Annotated in this window: 25 protein-coding genes; 9 read left to right on the top strand and 16 right to left on the bottom strand. The window is 68.9% G+C overall.

The window, feature by feature from the left end; translation table 11 throughout:
• Positions 1–98 precede the first annotated feature (98 nt).
• From IW245_RS13595 to IW245_RS13615, 5 genes are all read right to left on the bottom strand, one after another.
• Positions 99–542: a hypothetical protein gene (locus tag IW245_RS13595; protein ID WP_197003541.1), complete on the bottom strand. Its 444-nt coding sequence runs from the start codon at positions 540–542 to the stop codon at positions 99–101.
• Between the two features lie 292 nt (positions 543–834).
• Positions 835–1,542, bottom strand: coding sequence for an MBL fold metallo-hydrolase (locus IW245_RS13600; protein ID WP_197003542.1), 708 nt, complete (start codon positions 1,540–1,542; stop codon positions 835–837).
• A 131-nt stretch (positions 1,543–1,673) separates the two neighbouring features.
• Positions 1,674–1,997 (bottom strand): YciI family protein, encoded by a 324-nt coding sequence (locus IW245_RS13605; RefSeq protein WP_197003543.1) that lies wholly within the window; start codon positions 1,995–1,997, stop codon positions 1,674–1,676.
• Between the two features lie 41 nt (positions 1,998–2,038).
• Entirely contained in the window at positions 2,039–2,650 is a 612-nt protein-coding gene (locus IW245_RS13610; RefSeq protein WP_197003544.1) for a dihydrofolate reductase family protein, read from the bottom strand.
• A gap of 142 nt (positions 2,651–2,792) precedes the next feature.
• Positions 2,793–3,338: a 2'-5' RNA ligase family protein gene (locus IW245_RS13615; protein WP_197003545.1), complete on the bottom strand. Its 546-nt coding sequence runs from the start codon at positions 3,336–3,338 to the stop codon at positions 2,793–2,795.
• 163 nt (positions 3,339–3,501) lie between these two features.
• Between IW245_RS13615 and IW245_RS13620 the strand changes: the two genes are divergently transcribed.
• The 3 genes from IW245_RS13620 (at position 3,502) to IW245_RS13630 (ending at position 4,880) form a co-directional block, all read left to right on the top strand.
• On the top strand, positions 3,502–4,170 hold the full coding sequence (locus IW245_RS13620) for a cytidylate kinase family protein (RefSeq protein WP_197003546.1): 669 nt from the start codon (positions 3,502–3,504) through the stop codon (positions 4,168–4,170).
• Positions 4,167–4,307 (top strand): hypothetical protein, encoded by a 141-nt coding sequence (locus IW245_RS13625; protein ID WP_197003547.1) that lies wholly within the window; start codon positions 4,167–4,169, stop codon positions 4,305–4,307. Before IW245_RS13620 ends, IW245_RS13625 begins: the two co-directional genes overlap by 4 nt.
• A gap of 408 nt (positions 4,308–4,715) precedes the next feature.
• Complete coding sequence (locus IW245_RS13630) at positions 4,716–4,880, top strand: hypothetical protein (protein WP_197003548.1); 165 nt, start codon at positions 4,716–4,718, stop codon at positions 4,878–4,880.
• A 145-nt stretch (positions 4,881–5,025) separates the two neighbouring features.
• On the opposite strand, the gene IW245_RS13635 is transcribed toward IW245_RS13630, so the two are convergent.
• On the bottom strand, positions 5,026–5,223 hold the full coding sequence (locus IW245_RS13635; protein WP_197003549.1) for a hypothetical protein: 198 nt from the start codon (positions 5,221–5,223) through the stop codon (positions 5,026–5,028).
• A 398-nt stretch (positions 5,224–5,621) separates the two neighbouring features.
• Between IW245_RS13635 and IW245_RS13640 the strand changes: the two genes are divergently transcribed.
• Positions 5,622–6,464 (top strand): hypothetical protein, encoded by an 843-nt coding sequence (locus tag IW245_RS13640; RefSeq protein WP_197003550.1) that lies wholly within the window; start codon positions 5,622–5,624, stop codon positions 6,462–6,464.
• Positions 6,465–6,490: 26 nt separating this feature from the next.
• On the opposite strand, the gene IW245_RS13645 is transcribed toward IW245_RS13640, so the two are convergent.
• From IW245_RS13645 to IW245_RS13655, 3 genes are all read right to left on the bottom strand, one after another.
• A complete protein-coding gene (locus IW245_RS13645) occupies positions 6,491–7,066 on the bottom strand; it encodes a dihydrofolate reductase family protein (RefSeq protein ID WP_197003551.1) in 576 nt (191 codons plus the stop codon).
• Positions 7,067–7,646: 580 nt separating this feature from the next.
• Positions 7,647–8,003 (bottom strand): histone-like nucleoid-structuring protein Lsr2, encoded by a 357-nt coding sequence (locus tag IW245_RS13650; protein WP_197003552.1) that lies wholly within the window; start codon positions 8,001–8,003, stop codon positions 7,647–7,649.
• Positions 8,004–8,311: 308 nt separating this feature from the next.
• Complete coding sequence (locus IW245_RS13655) at positions 8,312–9,226, bottom strand: GNAT family N-acetyltransferase (RefSeq protein ID WP_233473001.1); 915 nt, start codon at positions 9,224–9,226, stop codon at positions 8,312–8,314.
• Positions 9,227–9,387: 161 nt separating this feature from the next.
• On the opposite strand from IW245_RS13655, the gene IW245_RS13660 reads away from it, so the two are divergent.
• Complete coding sequence (locus IW245_RS13660; RefSeq protein WP_197003553.1) at positions 9,388–9,741, top strand: hypothetical protein; 354 nt, start codon at positions 9,388–9,390, stop codon at positions 9,739–9,741.
• Positions 9,742–9,921: 180 nt separating this feature from the next.
• Here the strand turns inward: IW245_RS13660 and IW245_RS13665 are convergent, their stop codons facing one another.
• Positions 9,922–12,402, bottom strand: coding sequence for an ATP-binding protein (locus IW245_RS13665; RefSeq protein ID WP_197003554.1), 2,481 nt, complete (start codon positions 12,400–12,402; stop codon positions 9,922–9,924).
• A gap of 141 nt (positions 12,403–12,543) precedes the next feature.
• Between IW245_RS13665 and IW245_RS13670 the strand changes: the two genes are divergently transcribed.
• Positions 12,544–13,701, top strand: a complete 1,158-nt coding sequence (locus IW245_RS13670; protein ID WP_307788885.1) for an epoxide hydrolase family protein — start codon at positions 12,544–12,546, stop codon at positions 13,699–13,701.
• Between the two features lie 29 nt (positions 13,702–13,730).
• Here the strand turns inward: IW245_RS13670 and IW245_RS13675 are convergent, their stop codons facing one another.
• Positions 13,731–15,188, bottom strand: a complete 1,458-nt coding sequence (locus IW245_RS13675; protein ID WP_197003555.1) for a S41 family peptidase — start codon at positions 15,186–15,188, stop codon at positions 13,731–13,733.
• A 445-nt stretch (positions 15,189–15,633) separates the two neighbouring features.
• Entirely contained in the window at positions 15,634–15,783 is a 150-nt protein-coding gene (locus IW245_RS13680) for a hypothetical protein (protein ID WP_197003556.1), read from the bottom strand.
• Between the two features lie 23 nt (positions 15,784–15,806).
• On the opposite strand from IW245_RS13680, the gene IW245_RS13685 reads away from it, so the two are divergent.
• A complete protein-coding gene (locus tag IW245_RS13685) occupies positions 15,807–16,196 on the top strand; it encodes a hypothetical protein (RefSeq protein WP_233473002.1) in 390 nt (129 codons plus the stop codon).
• A 193-nt stretch (positions 16,197–16,389) separates the two neighbouring features.
• Here IW245_RS13685 and IW245_RS13690 read toward each other — a convergent pair whose 3' ends face one another.
• The 3 genes from IW245_RS13690 to IW245_RS13700 form a co-directional block, all read right to left on the bottom strand.
• Positions 16,390–16,662, bottom strand: a complete 273-nt coding sequence (locus tag IW245_RS13690; RefSeq protein WP_197003557.1) for a hypothetical protein — start codon at positions 16,660–16,662, stop codon at positions 16,390–16,392.
• A 234-nt stretch (positions 16,663–16,896) separates the two neighbouring features.
• Complete coding sequence (locus IW245_RS13695) at positions 16,897–19,389, bottom strand: discoidin domain-containing protein (RefSeq protein WP_233473003.1); 2,493 nt, start codon at positions 19,387–19,389, stop codon at positions 16,897–16,899.
• Between the two features lie 314 nt (positions 19,390–19,703).
• Positions 19,704–20,252: a hypothetical protein gene (locus IW245_RS13700; RefSeq protein WP_197003558.1), complete on the bottom strand. Its 549-nt coding sequence runs from the start codon at positions 20,250–20,252 to the stop codon at positions 19,704–19,706.
• 270 nt (positions 20,253–20,522) lie between these two features.
• On the opposite strand from IW245_RS13700, the gene IW245_RS13705 reads away from it, so the two are divergent.
• Together IW245_RS13705 and IW245_RS13710 are read left to right on the top strand one after the other, a co-directional pair.
• Complete coding sequence (locus tag IW245_RS13705; RefSeq protein ID WP_197003559.1) at positions 20,523–20,894, top strand: YciI family protein; 372 nt, start codon at positions 20,523–20,525, stop codon at positions 20,892–20,894.
• Positions 20,895–20,925: 31 nt separating this feature from the next.
• Positions 20,926–22,152: an RNA polymerase sigma factor gene (locus IW245_RS13710; RefSeq protein ID WP_197003560.1), complete on the top strand. Its 1,227-nt coding sequence runs from the start codon at positions 20,926–20,928 to the stop codon at positions 22,150–22,152.
• Positions 22,153–22,218: 66 nt separating this feature from the next.
• On the opposite strand, the gene IW245_RS13715 is transcribed toward IW245_RS13710, so the two are convergent.
• Entirely contained in the window at positions 22,219–22,527 is a 309-nt protein-coding gene (locus IW245_RS13715; protein ID WP_197003561.1) for a hypothetical protein, read from the bottom strand.
• Between the last annotated feature and the right edge of the window lie 43 nt (positions 22,528–22,570).

The following is a 22,570-nucleotide window of genomic DNA, read 5'->3' on the forward strand; positions in this document are numbered from 1 at the left end:
CCGAGCTGCCGGCCAGAGCCATGAACAGGCGGCTTCCTGCTTCGACGAGTGGGTCTCGCCGGAGCGGGAAGCCGCCGGATGACTACCTCGGGTAGGTCTCAGACCTGAGGGTTGTTGCTGCACTGCTGGTTGTCGGAGTTCGAAACCAGGACGTTCACTCCGCAGATCGGAAGGTGCGCCGCGCGGGTCAGGTCCAGGTTGATCAAGCCGAACGGCTTGTTGCTCGCACCGGACTGCTGCGCGGAGCTGGCGCGGTCCCAATTGTCACAGGCCTGGTTGGCCGAATGGGTCGCCGCGTTCACCCCGCAGACCGGCACGTGCGCGGCGTCGGTCGCGTCGATGTTGATCAGGCTGCCGATGCCGGGGACCGCCGAGGGGGCAACCTTCGTCGGGTCCTGGCGAGCCTGGTCCGCTGTCGACGCCGACTGGGCCGAGGAAATCTTGGCAGGCATCAAGTCCGCGCTTGAGCCGGCCGCCTGTGCCGGGCCGCCCAACAGGGCTCCGACACCGACGATGAAAGCGAGAAGAGCAATCTTGCGCACGAGGTACTCCAGATAGCGTTGGACATTACGTGCTATTCCGCGCTAGCGGACAGAGTATAACGCCCATCTAGGGACATCATCGTGCGCCACGGGACGGGGTCGGGACTCCGCGCCACCGCTTGACCAGACGCAGGTTCGCCTTCTGCAGGGTGTCCTCACACCTGTCACGCAACCATCGCCGCAACTGCTCAACAGCGGTCGGCCGGCCCAGAACGGGGAGTGGCATTCGGCCGGTGCGAGTCCTCCACCGCACTCAGCGATACCGCCCAGGGTCGCGGCAACTGCTCGGTGCCTACCCGCGTGGGCCCCAACGCGCGTCGACCGGTTCCTCCCCTCGCCGTAGCGCGTCGATGTACGCACGATCCGCCGCGAGGCGGGCCGCGACCTCGGAACCCTGGGCAACGGTGCCGTGGCCGGGCACCACGACATCGACCTGCCCGGCGATGTCACCCAGCCGATCGAGCGCGGCCTCGTAGACGCCCACCTGATCGGGTCGGCGAGGGTCCAGCATCGGGACCAGGACATCGGAGAGCATGTCTCCGGCGAGCAGAACGCCACGGTCGGCGAGCCAGACCGCGGCGTGGCCGATCGCGTGCGCCTCATGTTCCACGATCTCCCCCGGCATCCCTCCGCCGTCCGCGGGCAACGCGGTGACGAGCCCGAGCAACTCCAGCGGGATACCTGACGCGCTCTCCGCCGCCATCCGCCGTCCCCGCTCCCGACCTTCACCGGCGGCGTGGGCGCAGGCGGCGGTGGCGTAGCGCGGCACGTCACCGAACCGGGGATGCCACAGCAGGTGGTCCCAGTGGGGATGCGTGGAGAACCCGGCGACCACCGGAACGCCGAGCCGGTCGACCTCATCGGCGAGCTCGTCGAGTTCGGAACCATGGATGCCGGGGTCGACCAGGATCAACCCGTCCGCCGCGCGCACCACGATGGCGTTGCTCCAGACCCACGCGCTCTGGCGCACCCACACGCCGTCGGCCACCTGATTCAGCATCCGTTCAGGCTGCCAGTCGACTCCGCCTGACGCCAGCGACACGGCCTATACCCACCGACGGTGGGACCGGCGGCAGGGTGGTGGCCGCCGCCCGGGCCCACGCGTCGTGGTGATCGCCTCCTCGACGTCGTTCACAGGAACGGACGCACCTCGATCTTCCGGTCGCAGACCTTTGACGCCTCGGTGGCCAGCTTGAGCGCCACGTCCAGATCGGGGGCCTCCCACACCCAGACGCCGGCGAGGTACTCCTTGGACTCCACGAAGGGCCCGTCGGTGAACACCGCCTCCTCGCCCCGGTTGTCGACGACCGTGGCCGCGTCGGTGTCCGCGAGTCCGCCCGCGAAGACCCAGTAGCCGCCGGCGATCAGTCGTTCGTTGAACGCGCTGATGGCAGGTTGCCTGTCCGTGCTGCCGGGACTGCTCTTGTCGTCGATCACGGAAACCAGGTACCGCATGATCATCTCCTCTGGTGTCAGACGCGGAATTCGGTGGTGCCTCAGGCCGTCGCGTACCGCGGGCGCCCTGCCGGCCGGTAGACCTGGGTCATCACGCCCTTCGAGTCGACCCGCGACTCGACCAGGTCGAGCGCGATGTCCGGACCGGTCTCCGGGAACAGTCTCGCGCCCTGGCCGAGGATCACCGGGACCACGATCAGAGTCATCTCGTCGACCAGCTCATTCTCCAGCAGCCACCGGGTCAGGACGCCACTTCCGTGTACCTGCAGTTCACCCCCTGGCTTGGCCTTCAGTTCGCCGATGGCCGCCGCGAGGTCACCGCGCAGCAGGGTCGTGTCCTTCCACCGGGGCGCGGTGAGCGTGGTCGAGGCGACGTACTTGGGGGCCTCGTTCAAGGCAACCCCGATGGGATGTGTACTCATCGGGTCTGTCGATCCCCAGGAGTCGGCGAACAACTCGTAGGTGCGCCGGCCGAACAGGAACGCCTCGGCGCGCTGGTAGGTCCGCGTGATGAACGTCCTGGTGTCGTCGTCCCCCGCTCCCCTGGCCCATCCGCCGCGCTCGAACCCGGTCCTGCGGTCCTCCTCCAACGTGCCGCCGTTTCCCTGCATCACTCCATCGATGGTGACCTGGGTCATGGTCGTCAGCTTCATGGTCGCGGTTCCTTCGCCTGTGCACCGCCCCGTGCGGGCGGTCTCACCCCTGCTACGAACACCGCCGCCGCGATCCGACACCTCCGCCCGGACTTCGTGGAAGAATTTTCAGGACGCCGGTCGCCTTCGATCCGAAAGCACCTCAGATGTGGCCCCGCAGTGCGAAGGTTCGGTCTTCGCGCCACCGGCTCCCGTCGCTCACCAGCAGGTGGATCTCGTGGACGTGAGCGGCCATGGGCAACGTGTCGGCCAGCTCGGCCTCGACGCGGTCGAGGAGCTGGGATTCCTGCTGGTGGGCGACGGTGAGGTGCGGGGTGATCTCGGTGAACTGGCCCTCGTAGGGTGGGGCCTCGGGCCATCGTTCTGCGACCGCATCGGTCAGTGCCCGGAACGGCTGATCAGGGGATGGCGCGAGGTAGAGCACGCCGGGGAACCTGCCGCACCGCTGGAACCGGACGTGGAACGCGGGATGGGCGCCGATGAGTGTGCCGAGTTGGCCGATCACCGTGTCATCGAGGCGGTCGTGGTCGAGGAACGGGTAGAGGATCGTCACGTGTGCGGGAACTCCGTCGCTGGCGACGGAGTCCAGCTGGGAGCGCCAGTGGCCGACGAGCGGTTCGGCTTCGGGGATCTTCGCGATCAGCGCGGTCTGGCCCGGTGGATACTTGCTTGTCCCTGGGGTCGTCATGGCCCAGGCTCCCAGTTCATCAGCAGTCTCGGCCACCGAATTTGCCTCTTGACATGGTGGGTGCGGCGCGCCACCGACTCGCTCGAGCAGTGACAGGGTGCCGGCTGGCGCGCGTATGGTCGGCCTGACACGGCGACCTTCGCGAGACGAGGACGGGCAGGATATGGATCAGGGCACCCGCGCCGAGATGCTCGGCCGCCTGGCCGGGGCGGTCGGATCCGTCACGGTCGCGCACCCGACGCGGGTCGCCATCGACGGAGCGCCCGCCGCCGGCAAGACCACCCTCGCCGACGAACTGGCTGTCCTTGTGCGCGAACAGGGCCGCGATGTCATCCGCGCGACGATCGACGATTTCCTGTTCCCCCGGGCACAGCGCTATCCGCGCGGCGAGTACTCGGCCGAAGGCTGCTATTTCGACACCCACGACCATGAAGCGCTGAACCGGGTTCTGCTCGATCCGCTCGGTCCGGGCGGGAATCGCCGCGTCCAACACATGGTCTACGACCGAACCACGGATACCGCATCGTCCCCGCCGGTCACGACCGCCCCGGACAACGCCGTGCTGATCTTCGACGGCGTCTTCCTCATGCGCCCGGAACTGGTGGATCGGTGGGACCTGCGCATCTTCGTGTCGACGGCACTCGAGAAGACCGTGGATCGCGCCCTGGTCCGAGACAGCGCGGTGTCATCTCGGGCCGAGGTCGAGCGGCGCTGGCGCGAGCGCTACATCCCCTCCCAGCAGTTCTACTTCGCCACGGTCCACCCGACCCGGCACGCCGACATCATCGTGTACAACGACGAACCACAGCTGCCGACCTGGGAGACCCGATGACCGCGCCCAGGGCCCGCTGCCAGACGACGATGATCACCACCGTGAGGGCGAAGCCGACCGGGCAGCGGCCGAGCTTCGCCAACGCGCTCACGGTCCGGTCGAACTCCTGCACGAGTCTGCCCAGCGGGAGGCCGTAGAAGACATGCGCGCCATAGGCGATGGCGATGGCGGCCACCTGACCGGCGATGGCGTAGCAGACCGCGAACGGGCTGAATACCCGACACTCTCCAGCAGCAGAGGTGTTCCAGGCCCAGCCGACCCCGAAGGCGAGGGGTGCTCAGCACACGTGTCATGCGCCATTTCGCCAGCGTCCACTGTCTCCGCTGGGCGAAGACCTCGGATACCCACGCTGTGGCCTCGTTCACGATCACCTCCCTCGTTCGGCTTCCGGGAGAATTGACCGCGATGGTGGGCGATGGGTGCACGGAGGACGCTCCTCGCGCGACGGCGATCCGCCCAGGAGGAACTGCCTTGCCGGCGCTCACCTGGCGGCAGTGGTGCGTTCATTCATGTCAGCGCGTCAACACTGTCGGTAACATGTTCTCGTGACGGGTGACGGCACCGAGGAACTGGCCACGGCCGTGGTCGCCCGGACCGACGCGGCGGAGGAACTCATCGCCGCGATCGACGCCGCCTGGGCGACCGCCGATCGGGTTCGCGTCGACCGCCGAGCCCGCACCCTGCGTACTTCGCCACGCGATCGACAGTGACATGACGCTCGGCCACCGTCACCCACGCCTGGGTGCCAGAGCGGAGCCAAGGGGAGACCGGAGACGCTCGGTCAGCCCTTCACCCGGTGGGGCCGGCGGAAACTCGCCGCGTACCTGACCCATCGGCTCCCGATCGGGAGAGCATTCAGCAAAACACCTGAATGCCCAACAGAAGCCGGTCGTCACAACGCCACAGCACGCCCGCATAGGACAACCCCTTGCTATCTGGCGTTGCCGCGTGCTCACCGGGTACCTCGAAGTGCCGCTTGATGGTCTGCCAGAACAGCTTCGCCTCAGCTGCACTCAACCAGGACAAGGGCTGGTCGCCTCCGAAAACGACCACACGATCACCGCGACGGATCAACTGCCGGACTCGCGGCTCAGACGCCCACCTCGGACGCTCCCGCGACCACTCAACCCCCTGGTCATCCCACAGGCGATCATCCACCACCCGGTTCCCACTAACCCCCGACTCACCCACCCCACCATCATGCCCGACGCACACACCCAACCCGGCCAACGTTCGTGGTCAGAGCACCAGCAGGCATCCCAAACGCGCCGCACCGCGCTTGTGACAGGTGCCATACCGATGGTCATCGGAGCCCGTTCGTGTGGCGCCTTGACGGAGCGGCGAAGTCGAGGGTTCATCACTGTCGTGACATCCATCGAAGCGACCGCGCAACCGCCCATGGACCCGACCTTGCCCAGCCACGCAGGCGAGCGTCCCTCCCGGAGAACGACATGAGCGCCGTGCACCGCTGGTTCCTCGATCACTACCGCGACGCGGTCTGGGAATCAGAACATCTCACAGCCAGCCACAAAGCCGTCGCCGAGGCCTATGCCCGCCACGCCCGCGACCCCCACGGCAACAAGACGGCCACCGCCGACCTCGCCTGGATCACCTACGACCGATTGCAGACGGCCGCCGGCATCCGCCGACGCGCCACCGTCACGAAGATCCTCGCCGAACTCGAAACACTGGGGTGGCTGACCGCTGTGCGGCGCGTCCACCGCCGACCCACGATGTACCGCCTCACCATCCCCCACAACGGCTCAAACGACACTACCGATGCCCGCCAGGGAACCACCGTAGTTCCACCACCAGTTCCACACCGACACCACCGTAGTTCCCACCACCCCCACCACACCCCGCCCCGTAGTACCGACGCCGGAACTCCACCACTAGAAGATCCACCATCAAACACATCACCATCATCATCAGCCCGCCCCGCCGACCGCCGCCGCATCGCCGACGCCGCCGGTGCCACCGACGCTGAGGTCAACGCCATCATCGACAAGATCACCCGAGAGAACACCATCCGACGCCCCTTCAGCGTCTACCTCCGGGCCATCCCCGACACGGACCTCCGCGCGCACCTCGTCGCCCTGCGAACACCCACGCCCGACCAGCAGAACGCGGCATTCGAACACCTACGCCACGCCGCCCCCGACTGCATCCACGGCACGCCTGCCGGCGCTCTCACCCGCCCCACCACGAACACCAAACTGTGCCCACTCTGCCAACGCGGACTACCCGCGGTACCTCACAACACGGGACGACCAGACGCGGGCCGAGTGGGTTGAGGACACGGCTACGCGGCCGTCGCCGATCAACCGTGTCGGGTCGGCCGATAGGTCAGCACCTGCGTGTGGCCGTCGAACGTCCGGGCCTCGAGCAGTTCGAGGTCGAAGTCGTCGGCACCGTCGAAGATCCGGTCCACGCCGGTCTTCCCGGAGATCACGGGGAAGACCGTCACCTCGATGGTGTCGATCAGGCCGGCGTTCAGCAGCGCCCGGTTGAGTATCAGGCTTCCGTGGGAGCGCAGCTGCACGCCGGATTCGGCCTTCAGGCGCGCGACCACGTCGACAGGATCGCCGGACTCGATGGTCGTGCCCGGCCAGTCGAGCGGCTCGGTCGGCCCGTTGGACAGCACCGTGACCGGGGAGTCGAACATGCGCGTGATCCACTCGTCGAACTCGCCGCGGTCCGAGCCGGCGGCGAGGAACGGCGCGTTCGACGAGTAGGTCTTGGCCCCGAGCACCATGCGCAGCGGCTCGCGGTAGAGGGCGGCGCGATGCGCGAGGAATTCCGGGCCCTGCTTGCCCCAGTAGCCGCCCCAGTCGCCTTCGTGGTTGGCGAAGCCGTCGAGCGTGGAGAAGATGTCGAAAGTGTAGGTGGCAGTCATGGCCTCTCCTTGCGAGAAGTTGGTCGCGCCGCGCCTTGTGGCGGCCCCGCCCCTGCTACGAACCCCACCGCCCCGATTCGACACGCCACCCGGACTACTTTTCGGAACGGGCTCATCCGATCCTAGTGTGCGGTTGTGGCGGAACCGGCCCACCGCGAGTAGTGATCTTGCGATGTAGTCGCTCCGGTCGCATGAGCCCAGCGCGGAGCCGCGTAGGTGTCCGAGGCAGCCGAGACCTGGTCCGGGTTGCGGTATGCGGCGACGACGCGTTGGATCGAGCCGGCAGCGAACTCATCCGGGGCTGGACAACGTGCCCGTGGCGAATCGGTGAACAATCCAGCACCGCGCCATCAGCGTCGATCGGGTATTACACGAACTCGCCAAACCCTGCACGACATGTCATCGCCAATTGACACGCTCTCCAATATGCCCGAATACGAATGACGGCATGTTCCAAGCCATAGAGGCATCCGGAACAGGCTCGCACTACAGAGATCTCGCCGTGCACCCCGATCCAAGGACGGGGAACACGGCGAACCCACATCCGGGCACTATGCCCATTTTCTTCCAAGAGGCGTGGTCAGTGGCCGGCCTGCGCGTTGAAGAGCTCGACGATATCCTGGGAGATACGTCCACGGCTGGAGACCTTGTGGCCGTTGCGCACGGCCCAGTCGCGAATAGCCTTGTTCTGGTCACGGTCACTCGCGCCGCTGGGACGAGCGCTGGTGATGACCGTCCGAGAGGGAGTGCGACCAGTCGTGGAACGCTGTCGACGACCAGCCGTGATGTACCTCGCCAAGGACTCCCGGAGCGTCTTCGCGTTCTCGCTGGACAGGTCGATGATGTAGTTTGCCCCGTCGAGACCAAAGGTCACGGTCTCGTCGGCGGCACCCTGGTCGAGGTCATCGACCAGTACAACGTGCACTTTCTGCGCCACAGTTCTTCTTCCCTTCCACCCAACAAATTAGAGGGAAGATATCCCATTGAATGCCCGGTGGGAAGACAAGGCCTCAAAATGAGGGACACCGCAGCGCTCTGAGTCGGTGCCGACACGATGGATCGGGAACCAAGGCACGCGGATCATAGTCGGCTCCTTCAGGATGATCGGCTCCCCGGCCTTCCTTTTCGCCACTCGACACAACACTCCAGCTGAACATTGCGCGCATTCCGCGTCCCCGGCTCACCCGGAACGACTTCTGTCGCCGATACCACCGCCACCTGCGGATCCGCCACCATGCAGGTCACTCATGAATTCTTGAGGGACTTGGCGTAGACGGTGGTGCTGCGTGCGACGCTCATCCCGACGCGTTCGTACAACGTCAGAGCGCCGGTTCGGGAGTGAGTCCACAGCGCGCAGGAGCGCCGACCGTTTCGATGGAAGCCCCGAAAGGTGTCCTGGAGCAGCAGACGCGCAATGCCCCGACCGCGATAGTCGCGGCGGACGGCGAGTCGCTCGACGAAGCCTTCGGCCGAGCCCGGCACTTCCAGCGCAAGTACCGCGCCGACCATCTGGTCACCGGCGAACGCCACGGGCGAGGCATCCGGCGCGAAGGATGCCCTTTCGACCGTGAGCACCGCCCATTCCTCATACGACCTGCGCCGCTGGTTCCACTCGCCGAACGCGTCCTCCAGTAGACGGTGAGCGGCCGGCCCGTCACCGGATCGGAACGACCGGACCACGATCCCCACCGGAGGATCGGGCACCTCCGGCTCGGCCGTCCAGGCGATCTCGAGGCGCCAGTTCACGACGATGGGATCGAACCCGCGCGTCCGCAGCAGCGCCACTGCGGCCTCATCACCTTTCGCCACCGTCTGCGTGAGCTGCGCGGCGTCATCCGCACCAGCCTTTGCCTCGATCCAGCTCAGCAGCGCACTGCCGAGCCCACGGCCGCGGTGACCGGGATGCACCTCCACCCCGCAGCGCTGCTTCACCCAGGCCCAGGCGACCAGCGCGTCGGTCTCGTCGTACACCAACAGGGTGTGTGTGGCGGGATCGAACCCCGGCCGCGCGAAGACAGCGGCGACAGCGGCGGCGTCGGTTTCCGTCCACCCGAGCACGTCACGCTCGCAGGAGACGACCAACGCACTGATCGCGGGGACGTCGGTGAGGGCGGAGGGCCGGGTCCGGTAACCAGCCGGCATCGCGACGCGTTGAAGCACGCGCACATTCTGCCTGTGGGCGTGCTCGAACGCACTCCATTTCACAGACCTCCACTATTCCGCACCGAACCGCAAAGGGCATTCCTCCCATTCTTACCCTCTTGGTCTACCTTGATCAAGGCATTGAATTCCGTACCCAGGTACGGGCCTACTGTCGAGGCATGGACGGGAACCTTCCTCTGATCGAGGATTCGTGGGCGCCGGAGTCGTGCACGTTGCCGACGGCCGCGCGCCCGTTGCGGGTCGCGGAGTTCGACGCCTTGTTCGCCGCGTCGGTGCGCACGGTGGAGCGGACAGCTACGAACTCGCTGCGGCTGGCCCTGGTGGCTGATCCGCAGGTCGCGGCGACCGCCGCAGGGCTGGTGACGCGGGAGACGGCCTGCTGTTCGTTCTTCACGTTCACGCTGACGGCGACCGGCGGAGCCCTGGTCCTGGACGTGACGGTCGACGGCGTGCACGAAGCGGTGCTCGACGCCCTGGAGGCCAGCGCCCGGGCCGGGGCGGGTGCGCGGTGAACGGGCTACGGGCCGGGGAGTTGGCCGAGGCTGCCGGGGTGAACCGGGAGACGCTGCGCCACTACGCGCCCCGGGGCTTACGGCCCCGTCATCGCTGGCGTCCTGCCGGGCTCCAGCAGCCCCGACGGGCAGCCCCGCCCACACGTGAGGAGTCGCACCGTTCGGCCGGGACCCACAGCCTCAGGCCCCAGCGACGTGGGAGGCGATCGCCACGTCGGCCACACCCTGCCGACCAGGTCGATGTCTACCGGGTGGGCCTGGGTGCGCAGCCCCTGCCGGCCCACGGCTCGGCCAGGTGATGCCGAGCTCGGCGGCGATGGCCTCGGCGGCCTCCGCGTGCCTGCGGCCCTCCGCCGAGCCCGGCTCCCCGACCGCCAACGCCGCCGCGATCCCCCGGTGGGCCTGTGCCTCGATGTGCCGCGCCCCGTTCGCCCGGGCCAGCTCCAGGGCCCGGCGGTGCGACCGCTCGGCCTCGGCGACCAGGCCCGCCGCGAGGAGCGACTCGCCGTGCGGGTTGCGGGCGAGCAGCTCCCACGCGGGCTCGTCGACCTCGTCGAGGATGTCCATCGCCTCCCTGTGGTGGGCGAGGGCCAGGTCCATCTCGCCCGACTCGCGCTCGGCGACGGCCAGTTCGGTCAGGTAGCCGGCCTCCCGTAGTCGGTGGCCGGTCGCCCGGCTCAGAGCCAGACCGGCCCGGAAGTGTTCGACCGCCTGCCCGGTGTCGCCGAACATCAGCGCCGCCATGCCGAGCTGGCGGAGGCTGAGCGTCTCCAGGTGCGGATCGCCGGCGGCCCGGGCCACCGCGAGGGTCTCCCGGGCGATGCCGGCGACCTCCCCGGCCCTGCCCAGCCAGAGCAGCGCCTCACACATCTGGGCGCGGGCGAAAGCCTGAGACTGCGCGAACTGCGGCTCCGCCAGTCCGGCGACGGCCTCGCGGTAGACGTCGACCGCCCGGTGGAACTGTCCGCTGTCGGCCAGCACGTTGGCGAGCTGGCGCAGCGCCTGGTTCTCGCCCGCGACGTCGCCGGCCTCGGCCGTTAGCCTCCGCGACGTCTCGAAGTCGGCGACCGCCTCGGGCAGGTCCCCGGTCCACTGGGCGGCCACGCCGTGCAGGTGGCGTAGCGCGGCCTGGCTGTGCCGGTCGCCGAGCCGTTCGGCGGCCGGGATCGCCGCGGCGAGCATGTCCTTCCACCGGGCAATGCCGCCGCGCCGGCCGAAGTAGACCCGGAAGGTGATCGCCAGCCCGCAGACCGCCGCGTCCAGGCCGGCGGCGACCACGGCGTCGAACGTCGACAGGATGTTGTCGACCTCGGTGTCGAGCCAGGCCAGCGCCGCGTCGCTGTCGTCGAGCGCCGGCACCGCCGCCGGAGGGTGGGCGACCCGCACCGGATCCGACCGGCCGCCATGGGCCAGGGCGACCGCCGCGGTGTGCGTGCACACCAGGTAGTAGTCGACGAGGCGCGCCAGGGCCAGGTCACGGTCGGTGCCGCCGGTCAGGGCCATCCGGCGCAACAGATCATGCATCCGGTACCGGCCGGCCTTCGGCTCCTGGATCAGGTTCGTGTCGACCAGCTCGTCCAGCCGCGCCCACACCTCTGCCAGCGGCAGGTCGCCCAGCGCGGCGGCCACGTAGACGTCCAGGTCAGCGCCTGGTACCGCGCCGAGCAGGTGGAACATCCGCCGCTCGTCGGGGCTGAGCTGACGAAGCGACATCTCCAGCGCGCCCGGCACGCCCATGTCGCCGTCCCGCAGCCGCTCTGCGAGATTCGCGACCGTCCAGGTGGGGCGGTGCCGAAGTCGGGCCGCGGCGACCCGGACCGTCAACGGCAGGTTCCCGCACAGCCGCACGACGGCCGCCGTCGCCGCCGGTTCGCAACCGACCCGGTCGGCTCCGGCGACGGCGGCGAACAGGTCGGTCGCCTCGGCCGTGGACATCGCGTCCAGCGAGATCGGCGACACCTCGTCCAGGTCGACCAGCCGGCGACGGCTGGTGACAATCACCGCGCTCTCGCCGGCCCCGGGCAGCAGCGGCCGGACATGGTCGGCGTCGGCCGCGTTGTCCAGCAGCACGACCGCGCGCCGCGGGGCCAGTTCGGCCCGCCACAGCGCGGCTCGTTCCTCCCCCGAGTCGGGGATCCGCCCGGCCGGCACCTCCAGGGCGGTGAGCAGGATCCGCAGCGCCTCCTCCGACCGGACCGGCTCGCGTCCCGGAGTGAAGCCGTGCAGGTCGATGTAGAGCCGGGTGTCGCAGTCCACCTGGTGGGCCACGTGCACGGCGAGCGCCGTCTTGCCGACGCCGCCCATGCCGTCGACGGCCACCACCCGGGCCTGGGCGAGGGCGGCGAGCAGGGCAGCCTTCTCGGCGCCGCGGCCGGTGAAGCCGGTCGCGTCCGACGGCAGGAAGTTGCGCGGCTGAGCCTGCTGACCGGCCGGTTCGTGCGGGCCGCGCCGGCCGCGTTCCCACAGGTGACGCAGTGGCCGGGGGTCGTGCCCGGTCACCCGGCACAGTTCGACGACGACCGACCACGGCGGGATGGACTTGCCGGCGAAGTACCTCGACAGCGACGAGTTGCTCGTCCGGGTGGCCCTTTCGAGGTCGCGCAGGCTGCGCCCCGACAGGCGCCACAACTCCCGCAGCCGTTCGGCCAGATCCGCGCTCACCGGTGTCCTCACCCCCGCCGCCCCACGGTGGGACAACCTGGGGCACCCATGATCCTCACGCATCCGCGCTGGTCAGGCAATACGGGACGGTCCCACGGCCGCCCCAGTGCCGTCCTGGTCACTTCCGCACCGGGTGCCGGGGTGGTCACATTCACCCGTCCCACCCACCGGTTGAGAAACGGCACCGACATGCACCCGTTCCGCATCACCATCCCCACCGCCCAGCTCGACGACCTGTGGCGCCGGGTCGCCACCACGCGGTGGCCCGACGAACTCGCCGGCGCCGACTGGAGCCGGGGCGTACCCGTCAGCTACCTGCGCGAACTCGCCGAGTACTGGGTGAACGACTACGACTGGCGCGCCCAGGAGGAGCTGCTCAACTCCTACCCGCAGTTCACCACCGCGATCGACGGCGCGACCATCCACTTCCTGCACGTCCGCTCGGCCGACCCGGACGCGACCCCGCTGCTGCTCCTGCACGGCTGGCCCGGTTCGGTGGTGGAGTTCCTCGACGTGATCGACCGGCTCTCCGACCGGTTCCACCTGGTCATCCCCTCCCTGCCCGGATTCGGCTTCTCCAGCCCGCTGACCGAGGCCGGCTGGACCGACGGGCGGGCCGCGGCCGCGTTCGCCGAGCTGATGACCCGACTCGGCTACGCGCGCTTCGGCGTGCAGGGCGGCGACGTCGGGGCGTTCATCGCGCCGCTGATCGGGGCGGGGCAGCCCGACCGGGTGATCGGCGTACACCTGAATGCGATGTTCGCTTTTCCGACCGGTGACCCGGCCGACATGGCCGCGTTGTCCGACCGCGACCGGGAGCGGTTCGCGGCGATGAAGGAGTTCCAGGACGGCGGGTCGGCCTACATGCAGGTCCAGGGTTCCCGGCCGGACACCGTAGCGTTCGGGCTGACCGACTCGCCGGTGGGCCAGCTCGCCTGGATCGTGGAGAAGTTCCACGAGTGGACGGACCCGGCGGCGAAGCTGCCCGAGGACGCGGTGGACAAGGACCGGCTGCTCACGAACGTGATGCTGTACTGGCTGACCGGCACCGCCCGCTCCACCGCGAACTCCTACTACGAGCGGTTCCACGACCACGCGATGTGGGCGCCGAAGCCGCGCGGGACCGTGCCGACCGCGGTCGCGGTGTTCACCACCGACTACGCGATCCGGGTGTTCGCCGACAAGGCACACAACATCGTGCGCTGGACCGAGATGGAGCGCGGTGGGCACTTCGCCGCGATGGAGGCCCCCGACCTCCTCGCCGCCGACATCCGGGCATTCTTCGACGGGCCCGTCTGAGCGGTACGACCTGAGCGGCTACCTGGCAGTCAGCGGCTTTCGCTGCCCGGGTTCAGGCCGGCCGTCGCGATGGTGACGGCGGTGTCGGGATCGAAGTGGTGGCCGGCGAGGTGGGCGTAGGTCAGTTCCTGGTCGGGTCGCCAGAGCCTGCCCTGCTCGGGGTCGTGGGGGAACATGACGAACCGTTTGGCCGACAGCCTGGCCTTGATCCGCGAGTGGGGCAGGGTGAAGCCCAGCGTGTCGCCGCTGCTGTTGCCGGCCTGACCGGAGGGTACTCCGACGGTGTCGGCACCCATCCGGTGCAGGAAGAGCGCCAGCTGGAACCCTGAGCTGTAGGTCCAGGCGTCGATCAGCACGGTGACCTGCGGTGACCAGGCGGCGGACAGGTCACCTCGGGTCAGTTCGGCGGCGAAGGTCGGCGAGTAGTCCTGGAGCCTGAACGTCTCCACCAGCTCGCCGGCCCGCCACGCGTGCTCCTCCCGGAAGTCGTAGCCCCCGGCCGCCCACACCTCGGCCGGGACGTCCTTGACCATGGCGGGGTAGTGCTCGGCGAACAGTTCCGAGTAGCGGGTCAGACCGTGTCCGAGGTCGACGCGCAGCGTACGGTCCAGGCCGTAGAGGAAGTGGCCGAGGATGAAAGCGAAGGCCGCGCCCCCGCCGCCGTTGCCGCGCAGGTCCACGATCAGGCGGTCGGCCCGGGCCGTCCTGGCGGCCAGCACGAGTTCGCGGAGCAGCTCGGTGGCCGACGTGGCGTCACCGTGCTCGCCCACCGGCCGGTCGGCGAACGCTTCCATCATCTCCGCGTACTCCCGGTAGCCGACGAGGTTGGCCACCCGCAGGTAGACCGTGTCTGCGGACAGGAAGCCCCAACCCAGCCCGGACGCGTCCGCAGGCGGCAGCTCCTGGGTGCTCGGCGGGCCGATCCACTCCAGGTCCTCCTCCGTCGAGGGCACCTCGACGGTGACGTCGGCGCCGTCGGCGGTCCGCACCACCAGCTTCAGGCCGTCGGCCAGGCCCAACAGATCCTCGGCCAGGTGCGGGCCGCCCAGCGCCCGGGCGACGCCGGTCAGCTCGTGCGACAGGTTCTCACAACCCCTGATCCTGGTGTACGCCGCCCGCAGCTCGGCCACGGTGCGACCGTTGACGCTGACCAGGCGTGCGCCGAGCAGCTCCCGGTGTTCGGTCGAGCCGACCCTGGCCACGTACAACACGTCCTCGACGACGTCCCAGCCGACCGGATAGTGCCGCGACCCGGTGACCGACTCCTCCAGCTTCGTGTGACCATCACGCACGGCGGCGAGCACCGGGCGCAGCAGCTGGCGAAACCGCGCGTCCGACAGGCCGTTCGCCGGGATCGCGGACACGCACTCGGCGACCGCGGCGTAGAAGGCCTGCATCCCGTCGGGATACGGGTGCGGGTGGGCGTCCCGCAGATGCCGCACCAGCGTGTCCAGGTCTTCCAGCGCCGCAGACGCGTCCATGATCATGGTCCATACTGTATAGACGCCCGCGACTGCTCGCTGCCCGGACGCGACCACCGCCGGGCCAGAGTTCGCCGGTGAGCATCGGCTCCGAGGCAGGCCGCAGCCCTTTGCGCGCCTTGGGGTGCCTGCGTTCAGCGGTAGATCGGCTAGGCGAGGTGTACGGCTCAGTCGGCCGAGCCGGCCAGGTTCTCGGCGCGGCGCATCGTGTGGTCCTACTCGCAGTGCGGGGCCTCGGTCACCTCGCGTTCAACGGCTCGCTCCTGCGCGCCGCGTTCAGCCGCGCCGTCACCATGCGTGTCCTCCTACTCGACCCGGACAGCCCGTCCGCAGCCCAGCGTGCGGACGAGGTCGGGGAGTCCCACGAAGCGTTCACCAGCGGAATCCGGCACTCGCTGGAACGTCTCCGGGAGTTCGCCCGGCACCCTGGGTTGAGCCTGGCGGTGCACCTCTATGACGCGTTGCCCATCTGGCGCATGATCCGGCTGGACGACACGCTGTACTTGTCGAGTTTCGAAACCCGGTGGGAGGGGCACGAGTCCGTGTTGTACCGGGTCGGCGCCACGCCCAGTGGGGCGTCGCACGCCGCGTTCTCCCGCATGTTCACACCACCAGGAGGAACCAGTGTCATACCCGCATCTGCTCACCCCCGAGGAGAAACTCGCCGACGCGAAGAAGCTGTTGAGCCTCCCGCACATCGTCGTGATCTGCGGCTCCACCCGCTTCATGACCGAGATGAACGAGGCCGATCTGCGGGAGACCAAAGCCGGAAAGATTGTCGTCAAACCGGGCTGTGACTTGAAGTCGCCGCACGAACTCTGGTCCGATCCTGTGGAGGCCGAGGCGCTGAAGGCCCGACTCGACGATCTGCACCGGGCGAAGATCCGGCTCGCTGATGAGATGCTCGTAGTCGGCGACTACATCGGAGACAGCACCCGAGCCGAAATCGCCTACGCCCGGTCGCTGGGCAAGCCCGTACGGTTCACGCACCCCGAAGTCGACCCTGACGCCTGACCATCCGCTGCCACCTCGACATCCAGGGCCAGCAGCCCGCCACCTGACCGTCTCTCGGTGGCCAGTCGCAGGAGTGCGGTGGAGGCGGGCCGGTCGCGTTCCTCGACGTATTCGCGCCATTCGGTGCCGAGCACCTCCCCGTGGGTGACGGTGAGTCCGGCGACGGCGAAGGCTGTCGTGAGGACGCCCCCGGTCATGACGCGTCCTCGCGGTAGCGCCGGGACTGGTGCACGTCGTCGTCGAGCCCATAGACCCGGCGCAGATCGGCGATGGCCGCCAGCGCCCGGGTGCTGTGCGGACTGGCCGCCGCCTCGCCCTCCTGTCCGGCCACCGGCTCGAAGGAGTGCAGCACGATCTTCTCCAGGAGCTGGGCGAGGCTGGTGTCCTCAAACTCGGCCAGCCCCTTGAGCACCTTCACCATGCGCTTTTCCATCCGCACGCCCAACTGCACGCGCTCGATGCCCATGTCTTCCACACGAACCCCCAACGTCCAAAAGTTACCCTGGGACCAAGGTAACTGCATGGAAGTGGTTGGTCCACCGCATTTCGCGTCCGAGCAGGGAGGTCACGTCCCTGCCGGGATCATCGTCCGGAGCGCTCATCGGTCTCAAGGAAATCTGTGAGGCCTGGGGTGCCTGCTGGTCACATGCCGCGAGGGCCGGAAGGGAGACGTACTCCCTTCCGGCCCTCGGTGTTGTGGCTAGACGCCGCCGATGTTGAGTTCGGCGACGGAGGTCCACGGGTTGCCGTTGACCTCGGACAGGGCGCGGAGTCTGACGTAGCGTCCGGTCTTGGCCGCGAACGTCACCGTCTGTTCGGTGGTGTTATTGGCGAACGTGCCGGTGGCCACGGCGGTGCCCCAGGTGGTGCCGTCGGTGGAGACGTACACCTCGTAGTTGGCGATCCGACCGTTGGCCTGGTTCTGGCGGGGCAAGTAGTACAGGTTGGTGACCGAGTGGCTGGCGCCGAGGTCGATCTGGATCTCGTGCGGCATCTGTGCGACCGGGTTCGACCACTTCGTGTGCCAGAAGGTGGCCGAGTTGCCGTCGAGTACGTTGGTGCACGGCGCGTTCTCGTTGGTGGTTTCCTGGCTGTCGCACGATTTCACCGTCATCGACGACTGGGGGAACCGGCCACCGCCGGTCGGGTTGACCGTCCAGGTGAACGTGGTCTGGCCGCTGGCGGTGCCGGAGGACGCGGTGACGGTGACGGAAGAGGTGCCGGCCGTCGTCGGACTGCCGGTGATCAGCCCAGACGAGCTGATCGACAGCCCGGCCGGCAGACCGGTAGCCGTGAACGTCAGGGGCTTGCCCAGCGAGTCGGTGGCCGTGATCTGCTTCGAGACGGCCGTCCCAACGGTGCCGGTCTGCGTGCCGGGGTTGGTGACCCCGACGGTCTCGGTGCCGGTGGTGCCGGTCTGGGTCAGGGTCATCGTCTGCTCGGCCCCGGTGCGGCTACCGCCGACGGGGTTACCCGTGCTGTTGGTCCAGTCCCGGGCCGGCGTGGTCTCGGTGAGCCGGGTGGAGTCCGAGGACAGGGCGAGCACGAGTCCGCTGTGGCGGTTGACCAGGCGGTAGGTACCCCCCGAGGTGTTCTTGAGGATGAACCACTGCTGGCCGACGTTGGTTGCGTTGACGGCGGTGACCGTCGGTTTGGCGCCCCACGCCCGGGTCGTCGTGACAGCGCCGTCGACACCGAGGGCCTGGCCCGTGGAGGCGTTGGTGATGCGGTACGAACCATCGGACAGGCTGGTGAAGCTCCACGCCTCCAGGTTCGAGCCGGTGGCCGCCGGCACCGACGTGGTCGTGGTGTTGCCGGAGACCTGGGCGAGGACCCGGCCGGATCCGGTGCCGATCAGGTACGTCTTGGACGTGTCGACGGGCGCGGGGGCCGGCGAGTTCGAGTCGATGCTGATGTTGACGTACTGGCCGGAGGAACCGCTGGCGCAGCCGAACGAGCAGTAGGACCGGAACGACTTCCCGATGATCGTGGTGCTCGTCTTGTTCGCGCTGTCCAGGAGCCAGCGGTACCACGAAGCGGTGTGGTAGCTGCCCGAGTCACCGATGCGGGTCCACTTCTGGGTGGTCAGGTCATCGGTGGCGTAGTACTCCTGCGGCGCGTTGCCGGACTGGTCGACGGCCTGCGGGGTGCCGATGTACACCCCGAGGTAGGCGTTGTAGCTGACGTTCATGACGAACAGCGGCGATGTGTCGGGCATCTTGCCGGCGGCGATCTGCTGGCTGGCCGTGCCGGTGTTCATCGGGTTGTACTCGGCGCTCGCCGGGGTGTATCCGGTGCTGTTGGAGGCGTTGACCGGCACCATGTTGCTTTCCTTGCCGCCCACGCCGGGCTGCGACCAGGAGCCGTCGTACCACTTCTGCCACGAGCTGGGCGCCATCTTGCCCGACATGGGAGCACGCGCGACGTGGGAGTAGAACGCCCGCCAGCTGCCGCTCTTGTCGACGATCCGCGAGCCGTAGAACACGTAGAAGTAGCCGGAGGCCGCGTCGACGAGCAGCCGCTGGTCGCCGTCGCCGTAGTCGTACGTCTGGTTCGGGAAGGCCGTCGTGTCGTTTCGCGTGGTGCTGTACGGCGAGGTGATCACGTGGTTGTCGATGGCCCAGGTGCGGCCCTGGTCGGTCGAGACGGCGTGGTCGATGGCGTCGAAGTGCAGGCCGTCGCCGAACGGTTGCGGCGTGAACTCGTTGTGCACCAGGCCGTGCCAGTTGCCGGTGTCCGGATCGACCCACACCCCGGACAGGTCGCAGAAGTTGCGCTGCGAGTAGGAGGCGGTCGAGGGGGCGTAGGTGGACTGGAGGCCGGTGGGGCTGTTGTTGCACCGCCAGGTCGTGTCGTTGTTGCGGTCGCTGGAGTTGGCCGGGTTCACGTAGTTGCTGATCGTGCTCGACCTCGTCGCCGAGTCGAAGTTCGTCCCGGTGAAGAAGTCCCAGAACCGACCCTGCGACGCGCCGTACAGCGCGGCGGCCTGCTGGTAGTAGAACGTGCCGTCCTTGTCGACGTAGGTGCTCGCCGGCGTGTCGTTCGGATTCGCGTAGGAGGCGGTCGACCCGACCGAGATCGTGTACGTGGCGCCCGGCGGCAGCGCCGACGCCGTCGAGGACGCCACCGCACTGACGGTCACCAGGGCGACGGCGGCGACCGCGGCGGTCAGCACTCTTCGAGAACGTGACACAGCAAGTCCTTCCTTTCGGAACGGGAGATGCTGCAGCCCCCAAGCGCGTCGGCGCCCCGAGCACTCCGTGTTCACTCATGTTGTTTCATGCAAGAACACGGCCAGTTTCTCGCCAGTTTCATCAAATGTCAACGGGGTCACAGCGGATCACGCCCCGCGCCCGGGCGCTTCTACCCACATGGACACCGCGACACGAGGCAATGTTTGAAAATGTTGGCACACTGCGCGCATGTTGAATCCGCCCCGCCCGGCCCCACCGCCGAGGGCCGAGTGGACCTTGCGCAGGCCGGACGTGCCGTCGAATGCCCGCCCAGCTATCGGACCGTCGCCACCGGCCGTCCGACGGTCGCGCGGCGGAGTCGCCAGGCGCGGCGGACCCGGCGCAGGACATAGCTGGCGAGGTTGAGCGCCCACACCGTCGGCCAGTAGATGACGAGGAGGAGCATGCCGAAGACCGCCAGAGCGACGGCGTGGTAGGCCCCGGGCGCATCGGTGAGCTTGAACAGGGCGACCACGCCGGCGGCGATCCCCACGCACAGGGCGACCGGCAAGATCGCCGCAGTCACGGTCCACCCTCTGCCACCACGCAGGACGATCCGCTCCAGCCCCAGGGCGACGGGCATGACGGCCAGGGTCGCCAGGCACACCCAACCGGCCACCCACAGGGCGGCCCCGGCGTACTCGGAGACGGAGAAGGAGTCGTCGATGAGGAAGACCGCGACGAAGGGCGCGCTGACGACAGCCCACAAGGCCATCACGACCACGACCGTGACCGTGGCGGCGAGCAGATGGCGGACGAACAGCCAGAGCCCGCTCCGCGGCGCGAAGGCAGGGGGCTCCTCTGCGAGAACCTGGACGGACACGAAACCTCCCCTGTACGGCGACTGCGGGTCCCGGTCACCATAATGGGCACGCGCCAGCGGATCCGTGGCCGCGAGTGGCCCACCGTGACCCACGGCCGATGCGGGCACGACGATAAGCTGCAGCCACCGTTTGGACAGGAGAAACGCGGGTCTGACGGGCTCGTCGTCGCGGCGAGAAAATTTCTCCGGGGCCGTGTCGATCCGCGGGCCGCTCGTTCGACATGAGGGTGTGAGGGCCGAGAGGCGGCCCCGCCGGACGAGGAGAACGTGATGGCGCAGTACATGCTGATCATGCGGGGCACCGACGAGTCGAACGCGGCCATGATGGCCAACATCGACGAGATGATGGCCACGTCCCGCCAGTTCATCGACGACCTGTTCAAGGCTGGCGTCTTCGTCGCGGCCGAGGGCCTCGACGACGCGGCCCAGGGCGTCGTGGTCGACTTCAGCGGCGAGGCCCCGGTGGTCACCGACGGGCCGTACGGCGAGACCAAGGAACTGTTCGGGGGCTACTTCATGCTCGACGTCGCCTCGAAGGAGGAGGCGGTCGAGTGGGCCAGGCGGGTCCCGGCGGCTCCCGGGTCCAAGATCGAGGTCCGGCGGGTGCTCGGGGGCGACGAGACCCCGGAGAGCGACGCGTGACCGTCCTCTCCGTGCCCGAGAGCCAGATCTGATGGGTACGGCCGATGTCGAGGCCGTCTGGCGGATCGAGTCGGCGCGGATCGTCGCCGCGCTGACCCGGTTCACCGGCGACTTCGGGCTCGCCGAGGACGCGGCCCAGGAGGCGGTGGCCGAGGCGCTGGTGTCCTGGCCGCTGGACCCTCCGGCCAATCCGGCCGGCTGGCTGATGGCCACGGCCCGGCGGCGCGCGATCGACGCGATCCGCCGCCGGGCCGCCCTGCGGGACCGATACGCCCTGCTGGCGGCCGACCCGACCGTCGACTCCGCGGTGGACGGGGACGTCGACCCCGACCGGATCGACGACGACGTACTGGCCCTGATGTTCATCAGCTGCCACCCGGTGCTCTCCCCCGAGGCCCGGGTGGCGCTGACCCTGCGCGTGGTCGCCGGCCTGTCCAGCGAGGAGATCGCCCGGGCGTTCCTCGTACCCGTGCCGACCGTGCAGGCCCGCATCACCCGGGCCAAGAAGACGATCGCGGCGGCCGGGGTGCCGTTCGAACTGCCGCCGGCCGGCGAGCGCCGGGAGCGGCTCGGCGGCGTGCTCAGCGTCCTCTACGTGATCTTCACCGAGGGGTCGACGGCCACATCGGGTGACCGGCTCGTGCGCCCCGACGTGGCGTACGAGGCGATCCGGCTGACCCGCACGCTCGCCGCGCTGCAACCCGACGAACCAGAGGTGCACGGCCTGCTCGCGTTGTGCGAACTGACGGCCGCGCGCTTCCCCGCCCGGACCGGCCGGGACGGTTCACCGGTCATGCTCGAGGACCAGGACCGGCGCCGGTGGGACTTCTCGGCGATCCGCCGTGGGCTCGACGCGCTGGCCAGGGCATCGACCCGCGGCCTCGGCCCCTACGGCCTACAGGCCGCGATCGCCGCCACCCACGCGACGGCGCCGTCCGTCGAGGCGACCGACTGGGACCGGATCGTGGTGCTCTACGAGGCACTGGGCCGGGTCGCGCCCTCGCCGGTGGTCGAACTCAACCGGGCCGTCGCCGTCGCCATGACCTCGGGTCCGGCGCGGGCCCTGGCCATCGTGGACGAGCTGATCGCCTCCAACCGGCTCCCCGGTTCGCACCTGGTCCCGACCGTGCGCGGTGAGCTGCTGGCCCGTCTCGGGCGGCGATCGGAGGCACGCGCGGAGCTGGAGCTGGCCGCCAGGCTGTGCGCCAACGAGCGCGAACGCTCAGTGCTGCTGCGCAAGGCGGCCGCGCTGAGCTGAGCCAGCCGGATTCCGCAGGCTGCTTCCGCCGTTGCGCCTTCAACCTACGGTGTGGAATGTCCCTGGTCACTGGGCGAGATCCTGGACCGGGACCGGAACCGGCTGCTCACCGACGCGACGTCGCTGAGCGGCGTCTTTCACACCCTTGTCTGGTACGCCGTACTTCTCGATCGCGCCGAGCGTCCAGACGAAGCCCACCGGGCGCGGCGTGAGGCCCTCGGGCTGGCTCGCCGGCTGGCCGCCACGGGAGAGCCGAGGAACTGGTCGGGCGCCCAGTTCACCGAGGCGGCGATCCTCCTGGCCTCTCAGGCCCAGCACGAGGAACCGGTGGTCCCCGGCGAGCCCCGGGCCGTGGTCAGCGTCGACATGACGCACTGGTCGCGTGACCTGCGAACTCGCTACATCGAGGACTCCGGGA

Origin of the sequence: Longispora fulva (assembly GCF_015751905.1) — a bacterium.
Classification (GTDB): domain Bacteria; phylum Actinomycetota; class Actinomycetes; order Mycobacteriales; family Micromonosporaceae; genus Longispora; species Longispora fulva.